10 protein-coding genes are annotated in these 17949 nt (G+C 61.7%); 6 read left to right on the top strand and 4 right to left on the bottom strand.

Annotated elements, in window-relative coordinates; translation table 11 throughout:
- Positions 1-67 precede the first annotated feature (67 nt).
- Positions 68-1111, bottom strand: a complete 1044-nt coding sequence (locus ACP7DE_RS08855; protein ID WP_426071740.1) for a hypothetical protein — start codon at positions 1109-1111, stop codon at positions 68-70.
- Positions 1108-3798 (bottom strand): DNA mismatch repair protein MutS, encoded by a 2691-nt coding sequence (gene mutS, locus ACP7DE_RS08860; protein ID WP_426071741.1) that lies wholly within the window; start codon positions 3796-3798, stop codon positions 1108-1110. The genes ACP7DE_RS08855 and mutS overlap by 4 nt, the downstream gene beginning before the upstream one ends.
- A 503-nt stretch (positions 3799-4301) precedes the next feature.
- Between mutS and ACP7DE_RS08865 the strand changes: the two genes are divergently transcribed.
- A complete protein-coding gene (locus ACP7DE_RS08865; protein ID WP_426071742.1) occupies positions 4302-6056 on the top strand; it encodes a hypothetical protein in 1755 nt (584 codons plus the stop codon).
- 302 nt (positions 6057-6358) lie between these two features.
- On the top strand, positions 6359-6682 hold the full coding sequence (locus ACP7DE_RS08870; protein WP_426071743.1) for a hypothetical protein: 324 nt from the start codon (positions 6359-6361) through the stop codon (positions 6680-6682).
- Between the two features lie 284 nt (positions 6683-6966).
- Here ACP7DE_RS08870 and ACP7DE_RS08875 read toward each other — a convergent pair whose 3' ends face one another.
- Both ACP7DE_RS08875 and ACP7DE_RS08880 read right to left on the bottom strand, forming a co-directional pair.
- Positions 6967-7503 carry a hypothetical protein gene (locus ACP7DE_RS08875; protein WP_426071744.1) on the bottom strand — a complete coding sequence of 179 codons (537 nt, stop codon included), beginning with the start codon at positions 7501-7503 and terminating at the stop codon, positions 6967-6969.
- A gap of 17 nt (positions 7504-7520) precedes the next feature.
- Positions 7521-9755, bottom strand: a complete 2235-nt coding sequence (locus ACP7DE_RS08880) for a protein kinase domain-containing protein (RefSeq protein ID WP_426071745.1) — start codon at positions 9753-9755, stop codon at positions 7521-7523.
- Between the two features lie 291 nt (positions 9756-10046).
- Between ACP7DE_RS08880 and tssF the strand changes: the two genes are divergently transcribed.
- Genes tssF through ACP7DE_RS08900 form a run of 4 tightly spaced genes read left to right on the top strand, consistent with a single transcriptional unit; the run spans position 10047 to position 17946 of the window.
- The gene (gene tssF / locus ACP7DE_RS08885) at positions 10047-11888 is read left to right on the top strand and encodes a type VI secretion system baseplate subunit TssF (protein ID WP_426071746.1); all 1842 of its coding nucleotides are present in this window, start codon (positions 10047-10049) and stop codon (positions 11886-11888) included.
- Positions 11849-12877, top strand: coding sequence for a type VI secretion system baseplate subunit TssG (tssG, locus tag ACP7DE_RS08890; RefSeq protein WP_426071747.1), 1029 nt, complete (start codon positions 11849-11851; stop codon positions 12875-12877). Before tssF ends, tssG begins: the two co-directional genes overlap by 40 nt.
- A 48-nt stretch (positions 12878-12925) precedes the next feature.
- Positions 12926-15670: a type VI secretion system Vgr family protein gene (locus tag ACP7DE_RS08895; protein ID WP_426071748.1), complete on the top strand. Its 2745-nt coding sequence runs from the start codon at positions 12926-12928 to the stop codon at positions 15668-15670.
- Between the two features lie 23 nt (positions 15671-15693).
- Positions 15694-17946: a T6SS effector phospholipase Tle3 domain-containing protein gene (locus ACP7DE_RS08900; protein ID WP_426071749.1), complete on the top strand. Its 2253-nt coding sequence runs from the start codon at positions 15694-15696 to the stop codon at positions 17944-17946.
- Positions 17947-17949 lie beyond the last annotated feature (3 nt).

Consider the following 17949-nt stretch of genomic DNA (forward strand, 5'->3'; position numbering starts at 1 on the left):
CGTGACGTCTGTTGTCTGTTAGATAAAGGCTGGCTTTGCGCCGGCCTTTATTTATTGCTGTGCACGTTTATCTGCGCACAGTCGACGCCCTGGCGCGTGCCTGCGCCGATGGCCTGACGGCCCGTTGACGCACCTCAAAGAATGGCGTCTTGCCTGGCCGTACGGCGATGGCGGACCAGTCGTTGTCGATGCTGACGTGGCCCAGGTTGCCTTTCCAGCTGATTTTCGGCCCGCCTGTCCTGGCTGCGGCCTTTCTACTCTTGCCTTCCTTGCCGTCCGCTTCGCCATCGCGCTGCGTATCGACCAATAAGACCTTGCCACTGAATTTCTTCGACAGGGTGCGGATCTGCTTGCGCGGTCCGGCAAAGCCATCCTGTTTCGAACTAAAGCTGGGCAGCAGCGAATTGTCGTCTTCGTCCAGCACGCCCACGTCGCCATCGGAAAACAGCACGATGCCGTCGAGCTGCTTGCGCTGCGCCATGGCGAACAGGCGTTGCAGCCAGGAGCGGTTGGCGACCAGGCGGTCTTCGAATTCGCTGTTGCGTCCCGCTTCTGGCAGGAAATGGTTGTTATTCGCGGGCAGGTTGATGGTGGCGAACAGCACGCCGCCGTATTCCCAGTGGGCATTTTCCGCATAGCTGCGGAATTTCGCCGTCGATGACAGCCTCGACAGGGTCAGCTTGCGCTGGCCCAGGCTCTGGTCGTCGGCGAAATACACGTCGCGCAAGCGGTTCAGGCGTTCGATGGCATTGACCCTGCCGCGCGAATTGCGGCAGTTGGCCCAGTCGCTGGCCGACAGCGAGACGATCAGCGGCGGCCCGCTGGCGTCCAGCAAGTCCTTGCGTTGGCTGTACAGCTTGTCGCTGCAGGACTCGCTGGCAGCCTTGATGCCGGTTGCCACTACGAACGAGGCATTGAAGGCGCTCGTTTCCGCGATGGCTTTTTTCAGGGGGCCGTCGTCGGGCCCCGCGTTGAAGGAATGGCCCAGCACGGCAAACTCGAAGCCGGCCTGGTCGCCCGGGGCGGCCAGCGCCGCTTGCCACTGCAGGCTGGCGGCCAGCAAGCCGGCGGCCAGCAGGCGCAGGCTAGCGATGCTGCGCCGCGTGGTCATGCGGCGGCCAGCCGTTTCAACTGATACAGCTGTTCCAGCGCGTCGCGCGGCGTGAGCGCATCGGGATCGAGGTCGGCGATCGCGTCGAGCAAGGCTTGCTGCGCCGCATTCAGCGCGGCCAGCGGTGCCGCTTCCTCTTCTTCCTCTTGCGCATACGGATCGGCGGAGGGCAGCGCGAACAGGTCGCGTTGCGGCGTGGCGTCGAGCGCTTGCGCTTCCAGGCGCGCCAGGTGCTTGCGCGCGGCCTTGATCACCGGCTGCGGCACGCCGGCCAGTTGCGCCACCTGCAAGCCGTAGCTTTGCGAGGCGGGACCGGCCTGCACGGCGTGCAGGAAGACGATGCTGTCCTTGTGTTCGACGGCCGACAAATGCACGTTGGCGGCGCTCGGGTGACTGTCCGGCAGTTGCGTCAGCTCAAAGTAATGCGTGGCAAACAAGGTAAAACTACGGCTGCTGTCGATCAGATGGCGCGCAATGGCCCATGCCAGGGCCAGGCCGTCGAAGGTCGAGGTGCCGCGGCCCACTTCATCCATCAACACCAGCGAATGCTCGGTGGCGCCGTTCAGGATCGCCGCCGATTCCGTCATTTCCACCATGAAGGTCGAGCGTCCGCCCGCCAGGTCATCGGTGGCGCCGATGCGCGTGAAGATGCGGTCGATGGGGCCGATGGTGGCGGAAGCGGCCGGCACGTAGCTGCCCACGTAGGCCAGCAGGGTGATCAGGGCCACCTGGCGCATGAAGGTCGATTTACCGCCCATGTTCGGGCCGGTAATCAACAGCAGGCGGCGCTCGTTGACGAAGCGGCAATCGTTGGCGATGAAGCGTTCGATCTGCTTTTCCACCACCGGGTGGCGGCCTTCGACGATGTTGATGCACGGCTCGTCGACCAGTTGCGGCGCGGCCCAGTTGTGCTGCTGCGCATGTTCCGTCAGCGCGTTCAGGGTGTCGAGCTGGGCCAGGCCTTGCGAAATGGTTTGCAAGGTGCCGATGTGCGGCGCCAGCTCGGCCAGCAGCAGGTCGTACAGCAGCTTTTCTCGCACCAGGGCCTTGTCTTGCGCCGACAGGGCCTTGTCTTCGAACACTTTCAGTTCGGGCGTGATGTAGCGTTCGGCGTTTTTCAGGGTTTGGCGGCGGCGGTAGTCGTCCGGCACCTTGTCCGTCTGGCCGTGCGTGACTTCAATATAGAAGCCGTGCACCTTGTTGTATTCGACGCGCAGATTGGCGATGCCCGTGCGCGCGCGTTCGCGCGTTTCCAGGTCGAGCAGGAACTGGCCCGCGTTTTCCGACAGGGCGCGCAATTCGTCCAGTTCCGCGTCGAAGCCGGTGGCAAACACGCCGCCATCGCGCACCATGGCAGCCGGTTCCTGCGCCACGGCGCGCACCAGCAAGTCCAGGCAGGCAGTCGGTGTCGCCAGTGCCGCGTGGATGGCGGCCAGCAAACCGGTTTCACCGCCCTGGCCGGGACCATAGCAGCGCACGACGTCGCCGCGCAGGGCCGGCAGTTGCAGCAAGCCGTCGCGCAGGGCTGCCAGGTCGCGCGGACGCGCCGACAGCAGCGCGATGCGCGTGGTGATGCGTTCGATATCAGGCACTTGCGCCAGGGTGGAGGCGAGCGGACCGGCCGCTTCGCTTTGCGCCAGCGCGGCGATGGCTTCATGGCGCGCGCGCGCCACGTTCTGGTCGCGTCGCGCATGGTGCAGCCAATGGCGCAGCATGCGCGAACCCATGGCCGTGCGGCAATGATCCAGCAGCGAGAACAGCGTGGGCGATTCCTGGCCGCGGATGGTTTCCGTCAACTCCAGGTTGCGCCGCGTGGCCGCGTCCAGGCCGATGAATTCGCTTTCCGTTTCCGTCGTCAAGGAGCGCACGTGCTGCAAGCCGCGTCCCTGCGTCGACTGTGCATAGCGCAGCAGCGCGCCGGCCGCGCCGAACGCGGCGCCGAGGCCATCGGCGCCAAAGCCGGTGAGTGTCGCCACTTTCAGCTGATCGAGCAGGGCCTTGTGGCCGCCGACCACGTCGAAATGCCAGTCCGGCACGCGGTTGATGTGCGTGCCCGCGTAGTCGTCGAACAGGCTGCCATTGTCGCCGCTCAAGATTTCGGCCGGCACGATGCGTTCCAGTTCCTGCTGCAGGCGCGCCGCCACGGTGCTACTGTCGCCGGAAAACTCCATCAGCTTCAAAGCACCGCTGGCCAGCGACAGCCAGGCCAGACCCGTGGTGACCGTCTTGCGCTGCGTGATGCTGCACATGGCCAGCAGCGGGCGCTCAGCCTTCTCGGGCAGCAAGTCCGCATCCGTCAAGGTGCCGGGCGTGACGACGCGCATGACCTTGCGCTCGACGGGGCCTTTGCTGGTGGCCGGATCGCCGATCTGTTCGCAAATGGCCACCGACTCGCCCAGCTTGACCAGCTTGGCCAGATAGCCATCGAGCGAGTGAAACGGCACGCCGCACATTTTGATCGGGTTGCCACTGGCCACGCCGCGCGCCGTCAGGGTAATGCCCAGCAGGCGCGAGGCTTTCTCCGCATCCTCGAAAAACAGCTCGTAGAAATCGCCCATGCGGTAGAAGACCAGCATCGTGGGGTGATTTTCCTTGATGCCAAGATATTGGGCCATCATTGGCGTGAGCTTTTCAGCCGAATTTTTCTTTGCCGCGGCGGCGTTGATTTCTTTTGGGACGGTGGTCATGTGTTCTTTGTCGTTGGTCCGGCGGCAGGGAAAGACGTGCCTGACGGGCTGTGGGTGGTGCTGTGTGCATTCAAGACCGCGCCAGGGGGGCGGAGCTTGGGTCCAAGGCCGTCATTTTACCGCTTTCGGCAGGCGGGGCGGCGTATTGCGTGCGGATGTGAAAAAGCCGCGCCGACAGAGGTCGGTGCGGCCCGGGTAGAATGAAATCCTATTTCCATTTCGCAAGACGATGCGCTTGCTTTGGCCGTGGCCGTGGACGCCTTTGCAGAGCAAGTCTTCAAGCAGACCATCGAGCGAGTGTTTCGGGACGGGGAGGCTTCGCTCCCCATTTCGCGAAAGTGGCCATCGTCATTCGTGGGGGGCAGTCAATCTTGGCATGCTGCGCTCTGGCGATTGAAGCTGGAAAGACGCTGGTCATAGGGCCGCTCTCAAAAGCAACAGGTGGCAACAATCATAAACTCGTCTATCATTAGTCGACCTGATGCCATCGCTTTCTGTTGCCCATGCTGATATATCTCGATGCCGCCATGCTGGAAGAGCCGGAAAGGAAGGCACTTTCCAGTTTTTTTCGAAAGCCCTTTACCGACGAGAGTTGTGCGCTGGTGGCTGACCGGTTGCCGCATCTGGCGCAGGTTTATCGGGCGCTGGCAAGCTCAATGCCGACGTGGCGAGGTGGAACATTGCTGTCGCAGGTGCGCCAGGCTGACCGCGTCTTTCAGCAGGTTGCGCAGTTGGGACCTGACCAACTTCCGCTGGTTCCGGAACTCGTGCTCGCCCGACAGGTCGAACTGCTGGAGGAACTCGTCCGCGATCACGCCAACTTCGTTCATCAGCGCAACGAGCAGCCAAACCAGCGGTTCAAGCTCGACGCTGACAGCAGCCGGGTTGCCGTGCGTGCATTCAGCTTCCACGAAGTGGTTTTCCTGACGCTGATGGGGATATTGGAAGCGCAGGTAACACGCCAACTGGTGACGTTTTCCTTCACGCCGCGCGGTGGAGAGATCTTGTACAACCGGACGATCACAACGACCATGGAGGCTCAGTCTCAACTGTCGTTGACGCTGGTGCTGCGTGACGTTATTGCCCGCCTGCGTCATGGCGACCTGACCCGCACCGCCAGCATCCTGGCACTGTTGCAGCCCGAGCTGCTCGACACGCTGGAAGACGCCTTTCTGGACAGTTTCTTCTCTATCGGCGCGTATATGGCACGCGATGCCTCCTCGTCGGAACTGATCAGCGGCGCGCGTAAACTGTGCCGTTGGTTCGCGCTGCTTGAAATCGTCCGACTCGCCGACGAAGCGGGCGTCATACCGAACGATGCTCTATGTGAGCGACTTGAACTTGATCGAGACCTGCTGAACCTCGTGCTGGCTGACCGCGCCGCCGCTATTCCATCTAATCGCGGCATTTACGTGCACGCTGGCGGCTACCTGAGCTTGGGGAAAACGGGGCTCGGCCACGCGGTCCATTGCTGCAAATCCGCCGTCCTGAGCGAGGGGCAGGCTCGTGACATCGGCGACAAATTTGAAAAGGAAATTACGGAATACCTCACGCGACGCGTTTCTCCAGCGGATTATGTAGTGCGGCCCAAATTCAAGCGGAGCGAAAACGGCAAAGGCAAGATGTACGACTGCGACTTGATCATTTTCGAGGTGGCGCGGCGGCAGATATTCTTCGTCCAGGCGAAGTGGAAGCGCAATAGCCGTACGGCTGATCTGGGCGATGAATTTAATTGTTGGGGTGGCAAGAATTGGCCACTGACGAAAGGCGTGAAGCAACTGGTCGCCTTGCGCCAACGACTCACGGAAAAGGACGTGCTTGCAAAGATTAAGGGCGCATTGGGCGATATCAAGCTGACCGACCAGCATATTCTCGCGAACTCGCATTACGTCGTTGTGCACACGCTGCCGTCTTTCAGCGCATATGAGATCGATGGTGTCGCGATCTACGAATGGAATCTGTTCCGCAGGCTACTGCAAAGGGGCGCAATGGAGCGCAGCATGTGGACAGGCGGGCCGCATGCCGTGGCCATCGTCCTGCCCGAGCATCGGCATCACACTATGCTGAAACTCGAAGACCCAAATCAGGTTCTGGACTACTTTTACACGGTGGCCGGTGGCAATCTGGCGCGACTGCCGCGCGAAAAACAAGACCGAGAGCAGGCGAGGTATGGGTTTGATCTAGCATTGCCATCTGCATCGCTATGGTGCCGCATGAGGGGAAACGCCTCGCTGCGCGTCATACGTCCCTACACCTAAGCGATTCGATAGACTTTTCTCACCGGCCGTACCAGCAACGCGCACCTTTCCGCGACGCGGCGAAGTAGCCCGCCAGCTCAGGCTCAGCACCAGGCCACGAGCATCAGGACCACGTCACGAAAGGAAGAGTCATGTCGCTGAGCGCCGTTCCTGGAAGGATCCGCAAAATTGCAGGTGGTCTCGCGCTCGTCCTCGTGGGGCTGGTGTGGGCACCCGTCGGGACGGCGGCTGTGGATGCCGAGCCAGTTCCTGGCGCGCGCGTCGAAGCCGAGCCCAACGCGGACATCCTTGGCTAGTAGCGGTTGACGAAGGTGATCGACGCCGCCGACATCGCCTCGATGTCGGACCGGCAGGCGCGCGCGTTGATCGGCAAAACCGTCGCGTTCGCCAAGGACAAGTTCGTGTTTAATGGGGCGGCGTGTGCATCGCCGACCTACGAGCGAAGCGTCGACGACTTGGCGCGCTCGTTTCGAGAGCAGGGGCATGTGAGCTCGGCAAACATGGGGTTGCCCGACCCGGTCACGGCGATCGACGCCTGCTGCACCCACCTCTTTTTGAAGGAGCCGGGCCGCATCGTGGTCCATTGGAACGGCCTTTATTTCGATGCGGTCAGGACCAGGAAGTGAGTGGCATCAGAACGGTTATGTCATCATCCATATCACTGAAATTTGGCACTGGACCTGGCGAAGGTCGCGGGACACGTCCGTTTTTCAAAGTCTGCGAGGCGGAGTAGATACCTGCGAGGAAGGAATATCTCCAGCCAACAACGCGTCTACTACTGACGGTCAGCACACTAGCTTGTGTGCTGACATAAAGCCTGGCGTCATTCGCGTTTTGCAGGGTAGTGGCGCGTAAGGGCTCGCCCCCTGTTCCAGTAATGCATTTCTGTTTCAGCCAGTGGTGCCAGACCTTAAAGAGCGACGGTACCGCCGACCGAACTTTCCGGGTCGAAAGAAAATACGCGCAGTTCCGGTTGAACGTCTTCGCCGCGCATAATGCGCACGGTCATGACGAAGGACAATTCCCAGCGACCGGCAGCATAGCCTACGTCCAGATTGTGTTTCCACTCCTGACGGATGCGGTGCAGGGGCAGCAGTTCCGGTTCGCCCAGCAGTTTCTGAATTTCGAAGTCCAGTGGTAAATGATAGGTGGCGCCCACGGCTTGCAAGAATGGGGATGGCGGCGAGTACACGGTCGGTACTTTCGGACCGATTTGCGTCAATTGCGGTACGGTGATGATGCAGCAGTCGACGATCTGGAACGAGGTGAAGCCGCTTTCCTTGGAGCCACAGCAGGTAACGTCGAGGTAGACGTGCTGGCCTTTCTGGAAGTGTACGCCGCCCATGTAGGGACCGTGGCGGGGGTCTGCCGTTCCATCGCACGAGGTGAAGCTGTAATCCAATTGGTTGGTGATTTGATCTGCATCGAAGTGTACGGATAGCTTCATCCAAGGGCTTACAGGTGTCATTTTTTACTATCTCTTTCCATGTTGATAAGAAATTGCTGGTAGCGGGCATCTCGCCGCAGGTTCAACAGATCGGGGGCCGAATCGATCAGGTTGATGGGGTAGCCGAGTTTGGAGGCATGTAGCACTGCCTGAATCGCTTCTGTGCGATTGCCAAGTAACTCGTGGGTCAAGGCTGCTCTGAAATGGACATCAGCGCTGTCAGGTGCAATTGAAATAGCTTGCCGCATCCTTTCCATGGCATATTTTTTTTCTCCCAGATAGGCTGAGTACAGCGCCATACGGGAGTTAAAGGTGGCATTGTCAGGCTGGCGCGCCAATATCGGCTTGAGCAATGTGACAGCGCGTTGATAAGATTTTTTGGAGGCGGCGGCCTGTGAAGGGATCCAACGTTGCGCATCGGCAAGGTTAGCCCAAAGCATATAAATACCAGGCCCACCCTTATTGGATGAGACTGCATTTTCAAAAGCCTGCACTGCTCCTAAATAGTCGCCTTTCGCAAAGAGGCTTGTACCAAGGTTGCTGTATAGCTCCCAATGCGGTTGTAGTTGCAATCCTTGTTGAAGTACTTGCAGTGCCTCATCATTGCGATTCTGGCGTAGGAGAACCGCATTCAGATAGGCGTAGGCGTTTGACGATTGCGGGTCTAGTTTTATGCTGGTGCGGAAGGCTTGCTCTGCCATTACATAATCTGTTTGACGATAACGCATCATGCCTAAGAGCAAAGGGAAAAGGCGTTCGCGTGGATAAATTTTGATGGCCTTGTCCAGCGTCACTTGAGCCAAGTCAAATTTACTTGCCTGTATCAACAGGCGCGCTTTGCCTGCAAGTCCCAGCATATTATGTGGATCGAGATTGAGCGCAATCGCCGTTGCCTGCATTGCCGCATCCTGCTTGCCTTGAATATCCAGAACCCAAGCATGGGCGACATGGGCCAGTGCCACTTGATTGTCGGACATCAACGCCTGCTGGGCACTGGCATCGGCGCGCTGGAGCCAGGTATCATCGCGGCCATCGCCAATATAGCGCAGGCTGTAGGCGAGGGAGAGACCTGCCGCTGCGGCAGCATTGTGCGGATTATGCTTGAGTACCGTGTTGAAATGTTCGATCGCTTGCGCCTGGCTGGTCTCGCGGTCGAAAACCCGCAGAGCTTCCATACCGGCTGCCATGCTGACGATTTCCGAAAAAGGTGCGGGCGCTTCTTTGGCTGTGATGAATGAGTTCACTGTGGAAGAAATGATTGGCATTTGCCATGCCGCCAAAGCCAGCAGCGCAATCCCAGCAGTGATTTGTAATGTGCGCTTGCGTGGAATGGGCAAGCGGATAGAGACTGCGGGCGCCACATCTACTGGCGGTGGCGTCGCCACGACAGGTGTTGCCAATGTTGTCGTCTCCCTGTGTTTTTTCCCTATCGCCTCGCGCACATCGCGCATGGTGCGTGGCCGTTCGGCCGGGTCGTGCGCAGTCATCGCGCGCACGAGGGCGTTGATGGCGGGCGGGACGGTTTCCGGCAGGTCGGGCCAGGCTTCCGTCGCCTGCATGTGGGCGGCGGCAAGGGCCAGGCCGTTCAGGTGGGCGAAGTGGCGCTGGCCTGCCAGCATTTCGTACAGCATGGCGCCCATGGCATACACGTCGCCGCGCGTATCGGGCAGGCGGCCCATCAAGCGTTCGGGCGCCATGTAGGCGATGGTGCCCTGCAAGTCGCACAGGGTGGTCGTTTGGGTCGCTTGCGGGTCGATGTGGCGGGCCAGGCCGAAGTCGAGGATGCGTACCTTGCCATCCGCTTCCAGCATCAGGTTCGACGGTTTCAGGTCGCCGTGCACAAGGTCCATGGCGTGCGCCTCTTCCATGGCGTCGGCGATCTGGTAGGCGATGTCGAGTGCCGCCTGCAGATCAGCCTTGCCGCTGTGCATGAACTGGCCCAGCGTCTGGCCTTCGACCAATTCCATGACGATGGACTGGCCCGTGCCCTGGCCCTCGATGGCGAAGATGCGCACGAAGGCTGCATGGCGCAGCGAGGCGGCCAGGCGCGCTTCATTGATGAGTTTTTCGGGATGCAGCACGTCGGCTTGCGGTTTCAAACGCTTCAGCGCCACACTACGGCACAGCTTGGAATCCCAGGCTTCGAATACATGGCCGAAACCACCTTCGCCCAGCAAGCGGCGCACTTCGTAGTGCCCGCTGATAGTGTCGTCTTGCGACGGGGTCTGACGCAGGGAGTCGAGCAGTTCCATATACCTTGGCTTCAGAGTGCATCAGCGTGGACAGCAAGCATCGAGACGGTGAATGCGATGTTTGAATGCCCAAGATGATTGATTTTGAGTAACTTCCTGATTTAAAACGATTGTTTCGAATAAGTCAATTAATATTGGCAAGGAGTGAACAAAAGTTGCTATGCCCGCGCCGCAATGGCATTCCTTGCTGATGCATGCAATCTTGTTCAAACTCAATTTTCCTCTCCGCGGCTTCCTCAATAATGCAGATGGGCTATACCGGCATGTGCAGATCAGGCGACGGGAGCGGGCATGGATGAGTTGCTACAATATTACGAGCGCGAACTGGGCACCTTGCATGCGCACAATCAGGCGTTTGCCCGGCGCTATCCAGCCATCGCCGGCGCCTTGGGCATCGTGGGCGGTGACCTGGGTACCACCCATGATCCGCACCTGGCGCGCATGCTGCAGGCGTTTGCCATGTTCAATGCGCGCACGGCCAAGCGGCTGGCCGATGGCTTCGGCACCTTCAGCGAAACTTTGCTAGAAGTCAATTTCCCCCATTATTTGCGCCCGTTTCCTGCTTGCGCCATTGCCCGCATCGATAACGACGCTGCCACGGTGACCGAGCTGGCCACCATTCCCCGCGGCACGGTCATGCATGCTGCGGAACATCAGGGCGTTGCCTGCAAGTTCACCACCGCCTACGATGTCGCCGTGGCGCCGCTGCGCCTGTCTGAGGTGCGCTTCCAGTCCATCTTGGCGGCGCCGCCAGCAGTGCGCCTGCCACGGGATCTGGGGGCGGCGATCACCATCACGCTCGAAGCGACGGGTGCCACGTCCACGCTGGACGGGCTCCCGCTGCCGGCGCTGCGCCTGTTCCTCGACGGCGAGCCGTCCTTTTGCGCCACCTTGCGCGACAGCCTGTTCCTGCGCGCGCGTTGTGCCTATGTGGAAGTCGACGGCGTATGGCAGGCGCTGGACGCAGTGCCCTTGCATCCGGTCGGCTTTGCCGCCGAGGAGGCATTGATGCCGGCCATGGCCGCCTCGCATCCCGCTTACCGCCTGCTGGGCGAATGGTTTGCCTTTCCGGATAAATTCAATTTCGTCGACCTGGACCTGGCCGCGCTGTGCCCACAGTTGCCGCCTGTCTGCCGGCGCTGCACCATACATCTGCTGCTGGCCGACGTGCAGGCCGATGCGGATATCGCGCGCATCTTGCGGCCCCTGTCCGCAAGGCATCTGGTGCCAGGATGCACGCCCGTCGTCAACCTGTTTCGCCAGGCTGCCAATCCCATTCGCCTGACGCACGCGAGCACCGATCATGTGCTGCTGCCATCGGTGCGGCAGACGCATTGCTACGATATTTACAACGTTGATAGCGTGCATGTCCTCAGTGAAACGCAGAACGGCAGCGCACTCGATGCGTTTCACCCGTTTTATTCGATGCGCCATGGCGAAGCGGGCGGGCGCCAGGGGCGCTACTGGGTGACGCGGCGCGACGAAGACATGGCGCTGAGTAATCCCGGCTACGACATGCGCATCGCCTTTGTCGACGGTACGATGCAGCCGCTGCATGACACGACGCAAACGGTGTCCATCATGCTTACCTGCAGCAACCGCGATTTGCCTAGCCGCCTGGCGTTCGGTAATGCTGCGGGCGACCTGCACCATGACGGCGTCGCCAGCGCCCTGCCGGTGCGCCTGCTGCGCAAGCCCAGCTTGGCCTGCCGCTTCCCTGCGGGCGCGGCGTCGCATTGGCGGTTGATCGCGCAATTGTCCTTGAACCATCAGTCGCTCAGTGAACAGGGCTTGCCGCTCTTCAAGCAGATACTTGAGTTGTACAACTTGCCGGGTTCGGCCAGTGCCGCGCGCCAGATCGCGGGCATGACCGGACTGCGCCAGCGCGCCGCCAGTACCTGGCTGCAGGACGAGGCGGGCGGCAGCCTGGTCTTCGGCATCGACATCTTGCTGTCCGTCGATGAGGAGGCCTTTGTCGGCAGCGGCTTGCATGCCTTTGCTCAGGTCATCGAATGCTTTCTCGGGCTGTATGTGCACCTGGCCTCGTTTACCCGCCTGATCGTCTTGTCGCAGAAGACTGGAAAGGAGTTGCTGTGCTGCCTGCCGCGCAATGGAAACCAGACGCTGGTGTAGTCGCGCGCCTGCTGGCCGATCCGTCCGGCACCGGCTTTTTTCAGGCGGTGCGCCTGCTGTCTGCCTGGCTGATGCAGCAGGGCATTTCGCAGGAGCAGGTGTTTGAGGATGGCCTGCGCCTGCATGGCAGCGCATCGCTATCGTTTGCGCCGGGCGAAATCGAACAGCTGTGGTTGGAGCCGCAGGCGGACGGCGATATGCAGGTGCATGTACGAGCGGCGATGCTGGGTTTTTTAGGCGTGCATGGCACTTTGCCGTTGCATTACACGGAAATGCTCGCCCGCCACGAGCGGCAGACGGGCGATGGAGGTCCCCGTGACTGGCTCGACACACTGTCGCAACGCGCGCTGCTCCTGTTTTATCAAGCCTGGGCCCGCTACCGCATCGAGTGCCAGCAGGACGCCGACGGCGGCGATTTCCTGCCCTTGCAACTGGCACTGGCGGGCGCCTGGCCTGCCGAGGTGGCCAAGCAGGCGGATGGCTTGCCAGCACATGTGCTGGCCCATTACGCGGCCTTGCTGCGCCATCGGCCCGTGGCGGCTGATGTGATGCAGGCGCTGCTGGCCGAGTATTTCGGCGTGCCCGTGCGCTTGCAGCGTTTTATTGGCGCCTGGTTCCGGCGCGCGTCGCAAGAGCATACCTTGCTGGCCACCGCACATGCCCTTCTGGGGCAGGGCGCCATGTTGGGCGAGCGCTGCAGGCGCGCTGACTTGCGCGTGCGCCTGGTGCTGGGGCCGCTGGCGCGCCGCGCCTACGAGGATTTCTTGCCCGGCCGGCCCGGTGCGCTGGCCCTGCGTCAGATGCTGGCGCTGTTTGGCTTGCCCGGTGTGAGCTTCGAAGTACGCCTGGTGCTGCGCCGGGAAGATGTGCGCACCGGCGTCTTGGACATGGGTGCCTGCCTGGCGGAGGATGCCTTTTTGGCCGACAAGTTGCCGACCCGTGACCGTGACGACATGCATTACGACATTCGATTTGATGGTTCCGCTTGAGACCGCCTTGAATACTGTGCCCCGATGAATGCTGGAAGGAAGAAAATCATGGAAGATTTCGCGCAATGGCTGGTCGTGGACAAGGCCTTGACCGCCGGCAACCGTGCCTTGCGGCTGCGCCTTGCTTATCCGGAAGGCATCAATGAGGATGTCTTGTTGCCGCAGCGCATCAGCGGCAGCGAGGCCATCTGCGGCGGGATTGAGTACCGCATTCTGTGCGTGGCCACCGAGGCGCAGCTGCCGCTGAAACAGTTCATCGCCGTGCCAGCCGAATTGCAGATCGTGACAGACCAAGGGCAGCTGCGCAGGGTCTGCGGCATCGTCGCCGAAGCGAGCGCCGGGCAAAGCGATGGTGGCCTGGCGACCTATCAGCTGGTGCTGCGCGACGGCCTGGCCTTGATGGAAAAACGCATCAATACGCGCGTGTTTCGCAACAAGCACGAATTGCAGATCGTGCAGTTCCTGTTTGAGGAGTGGCGGCAGGGCAATAGCGTACTCGCCGCCAGCCTGGATATCGCCATCGATGCGGCGCTGGCGGCGCGCAGCTTGCCCGCGCGCGAATTCACGATGCAGCACAATGAATCCGATGCCGCCTTTATCCGCCGCCTGCTCAAGCGCCGCGGCATCGCCTGGTGTTTCCAGGTTGGAGCGCCCGCCAGCGCGAACGCCGCGGACGTGCCCGTGCATACCCTGCTGCTGTTTGACGACGCCAGCCGCCTGGCGCAAAACGCGGCCGGCACGGTACGCTATCACCGCGATGACGCCACCGAGGAAAGGGATACCGTGACGGCCTGGAGCGCCGTGCGCCGCTTGCAAGCGGGAAAGTCCGAACGCTACAGTTGGGACGATGGTCACCCGCACAGCCCGCAATTCATGGCCACGCAGTCACACGGCGGCGTGGATCAGGGCAGCCATGGCAAGCGCCTGGCAGCCAGTCTCGACGACTATATCGTGGAGCCGCCGCTGGCCGCCGGCAGTAATGACGCATTGCGGCAACTGGGCCAACTGGCGATGGCGCGTCACGACATGGACAGCAAGTGTTTCCAGGGCGAAGGCTGCGTGCGTGACTTTTGCGCGGGCCAGTGGTTCAGCCTGGAAGGGCATGCCGACATCGACAGCCACCCGGTGGCCGAGCGCAGTTTCGTTATCACAGCCTTGAGCGTATCGGCCAGCAATAATCTGCCGACAGGCTTGGATGCCCGGGTCGGGCGCCTGTTTGCGCAGAGCGGCTGGCAGTGCGATGCCGGCCCGGCGCAAGGTCCTGGTGCCGATGGCCAAGTTGCCTTGCGCTACCGCAACCGTTTTACTTGCGTGCGGCGCGGCATCGCCATCGTGCCTGCTTTTGATCCGCGCAGCGATTTCCCTGTCGTCCGCCTGCAAAGCGCGCTGGTCGTCGGGCCTGCCGGCGAAGAAGTACATTGCGATGCGCTGGGACGTGTCCATGTGCGTTTTGGCGCGACGCGCGCGCCGGACCACGCGCATGCCAACGGTTCCGGCGCTTCCGATACGGAGCGCGACTCGGCCTGGGTGCGCGTGGCGTCCAGCTGGACCGGCAATGGCCCGGGCAGCGGCAGGCAATGCGGCACCTTGAGCTTGCCGCGCATCGGCGCGGAAGTGCTGATCGATTTTCTAGGCGGCGATCCGGACCGGCCCATCATCGTGGGCCAGCTGTACAACGCCGTGGGCGCGCCACCGGGCTTGAGTGCGTGCGGCGCCTTGCCTGGCAACCGTTATCTGTCCGGCATGCGCAGCCGCGAAGTGCGGGGCGGGAGGGGTAACCAGCTGTGCTTTGACGACACGCCGTCGCAAATCAGCGCGCAGCTTGCCAGCGATCAGGCGGCCACGCAATTGAACCTCGGCTATCTGACCGAGCCGCGCAGCGACGGTGCAGGGCGGCAGCGCGGCGACGGCTTTGAATTGCGCAGCGACGCCAGCGGCAGCGTGCGCACGGCCCGCTCGCTGCTGATCTCGGCCTGGAAACAGCTGGGCGCCAGCGGCAAGCAGCTCGATGGCAGCGAGCATGCCGCCGTGATGAAAGAGTGCCTGGAATTGTTTACTTCCCTGGGCGAGTTTGCCGCGCAGCATCAAGCGCTGGCGTTGGATGCGGCCGGCAGCAAGGCGCTGGGGGCGGCCATTGCCGCCGACCAGCCCGCCGTCAGCATCACGGCGCCCGAGGGCGTGGCGCTGAGCACGCCCAGAACCATCACCGGCAATGCGGGCACGAATATCGACCTGGTGGCCCAGCAGCATGTGCAACTGAGCGCGGCCCAGCGCTGCAACGTCAACGCTGGCAAGGGCATTTCCCTGTTCGCGCACAAGGACGGTATCGTGCAGGTGGCCCACTTCGGCAAGTTTTTGCTGCAAAGCCAGCACGACTTGCTGCAGGCGGATGCCGCCAAGGACATCCGCCTGACGGCGGGCACGCGCCTGGTCGGCGTGGCGCAGGACGAGATTACCTTCATGACGGCGGGCGGCGCCTACCTGAAACTGTCGGGCGGCGCGGTGGAACTGGGCGGGCCCGGTGCACTGACGGTGAAGACCGATGGCCATCACTGGAACGGCCCTGCCAGCATGAAGGCGGAACTGCCCACCTTCGGCGAAGGCGAGCTGGGCCGCGTGCCGCGTCTGCTGCGTCCCACCGACGGCTTGCCCGTCGAGGGCGTGGAAGTGCACATCGAGCGCGAAGGTGACAATGCCATGACGGGCGCCAGCGATGCCGACGGGCGCGGGCCGAAGGTGGCGACCGATCATCTGCAGCGGCTGAAGGGCTTCTTCTTCCGCCGCCGTTCCTGAACCCCGATATTGGAGACCACACCATGTTGTTCGATCCCCATCCACCGCTGTGCGACGACCCTGAAATCGATATCCTCGGTCAGTTCTCCTGCAACGCCAATTTCCAGAGCAGCGACTGGGACACGCTGCAGCAGTTGCCGCTGCCCGGCGTCATTATCTTCGTGCACGGCGTCAATTCTGATGGCGAGTGGTACGCGGCGGCCGAAGACGGTTTGTGTCAGGGGCTGAACCAACGCCTTAAGCGCAACTGCGAGCACATCATGCATCACGCCGTGGAAGGCGGCGAACTGAAAGCGGTCAACTATGGCGCCGAGATCACGGCCGAAGGCTTTCTCCATCCCGAGATGTCGGCCGACACCTTGATCCACGATGCTGGCACTTTTTCTCCCGTGATCCGCTTTCGCTGGGGCTACAAGGCTTCCGGCGAGGAACTGCAGAAATACGGCAAGGGTATCTACCTGAACGAAGAGGATTATTGGGGCGGCGGCCCGTTTGCCAATGGCTGCAGCGCGCTGGCGGACTTGTGGAAGGAAGGGCTGAGCGAGGATTTATTCTTGTGGAACAAGATACAGCACATGAATCCCTTCCCGGAACGGCAAGTGTTCAGCTGCCCGCCGCGAGCGTATTTCGTGCTGGCAGCCTACCGCCTGGCCAGGCTGGTTGAAGCCATCCGCCAGCAGCAGGCCGACGTGCCGGTCACCATCGTCTGCCACAGCCAGGGCACGATGGTGGCGATGGCGGCGGCCTTTCTCGGCACGCGCCTGCCGAAGGTGAAGGACGGCTTTCCCTGCGTGGCCGACAACTATGTCATTTGCAATTCGCCGTACAGCCTGGCGAAACGCAATGGCTCGGAGAATTGGGTGGCCAGCAATCTGCGTGCGGCGGACGGCAGCACGGGCAGGGTGACGGTGCAGGCGCGCATAGCCACCTTGAAAAACTTCTTTGCCATCATCGGCCAGCGCGCCAGCCTGGGCGACGCGCAGACAGACGAGGAAATCGACCGGTCGATGGCTAATGCGCAGCACGGCTTTTCCGCCGCCGCGGACCGCGAGCAATACGGGATTGCCGGTGCCGCCCGGGGCGGCAAGAAGTCATCGTATGGCAGGGTGACCATCTATTGCAATCCGCACGACGTGGTGGTGTCATCCGTCGCCATCGAGGGCATCGGCTGGCGCGGTCTGTCGGGGTCGTTGCAAACGGACAGCAAGGACGGCGGCGAGTTGGCTGCCACCGAGGCCGCAGGCGTGTGCGTGCAGCGCGTGTTTGCCCAAGGTTTTGAGGTGGGCAAGCAGGGCAGCTATCACTACTGGAGCGATCACTGGCGCAAGACTGCGCCGGGCGGCAAGGATTTCTGGTTTCCGGCGCAGAAATATGCGACGTATTCCATCAAACAGGGCGTCGAGGCCAGCGAGGAGAGTCGCTTTTCCACCATCCTGACGGTCGGGTTTGCGCCTCTGTTCATCGTGATCACTGGCCTGGCCCGCAGTCCCTGCAATGCCTCGCCCCACAAAGACTGGAAAATCGAACTGAACGCGCCCGACTTGCTGCCGCCCTTCAAGCCGCAGTCCTTGCGCTTTGGCCAGACAAGCGAGGAATTCGACGAAGGCTACGATGCGCTTGGCGAATCGCGCCAGGCTGGCAAGCAACGCGCTGCCGACGACGATTACCTTGCCAATCATGAAATTCCTCCCGGTGGCTTGCAGGGGCAGGCGGATAAAAGTGTAGCCAAACGCATGGACATCGCCAAGGGCACGGCCGATGACGAGGCGCGCCTGCGATTCGAGCAGCGCGCGGTGATACGCGCGCAAGCCGTACGGGAAGGGAAAAGTCCCGCGGGCCAAAAAGTCCAGCAGGAAATGCCCAACGCCACGCCTGACGCCGAATACCAAGCATGGCGCAGCACGCGGATCGGGGAAATGATGTCCAGCCAGGCGGGCGCCTATGCCACCGACCATTCCACCATCCTGACCAACCCCATGCACGCAGAGCGGGCGCTCGCGTATGACGTGGCGGTGGGTGTGTGCCGCATCAAGCCCCACCAACTGCGCAAGTTGAGGGTGGCCGCGGATTGGCGGTTGTTAAAGGCGCTGGACGATGGTGACTCGGCGAAGGTGTTTCACGAATACTTTGCTACAGCAACAGTGGGGGAGGCGACAACATCTGCGTGGGTAATGAAATCTTCATGTGATGCTCGCTTGCATTCCTTGATCATTGACACACGAGAAAATCCAGCACGGGGCGCGACGCCTAATTCAGGCGAAACTGCGCATGGATAAAAC

The organism is Janthinobacterium sp. DSP2-3-3, assembly GCF_049897325.1.
Classification (GTDB): Bacteria; Pseudomonadota; Gammaproteobacteria; order Burkholderiales; family Burkholderiaceae_D; genus Janthinobacterium.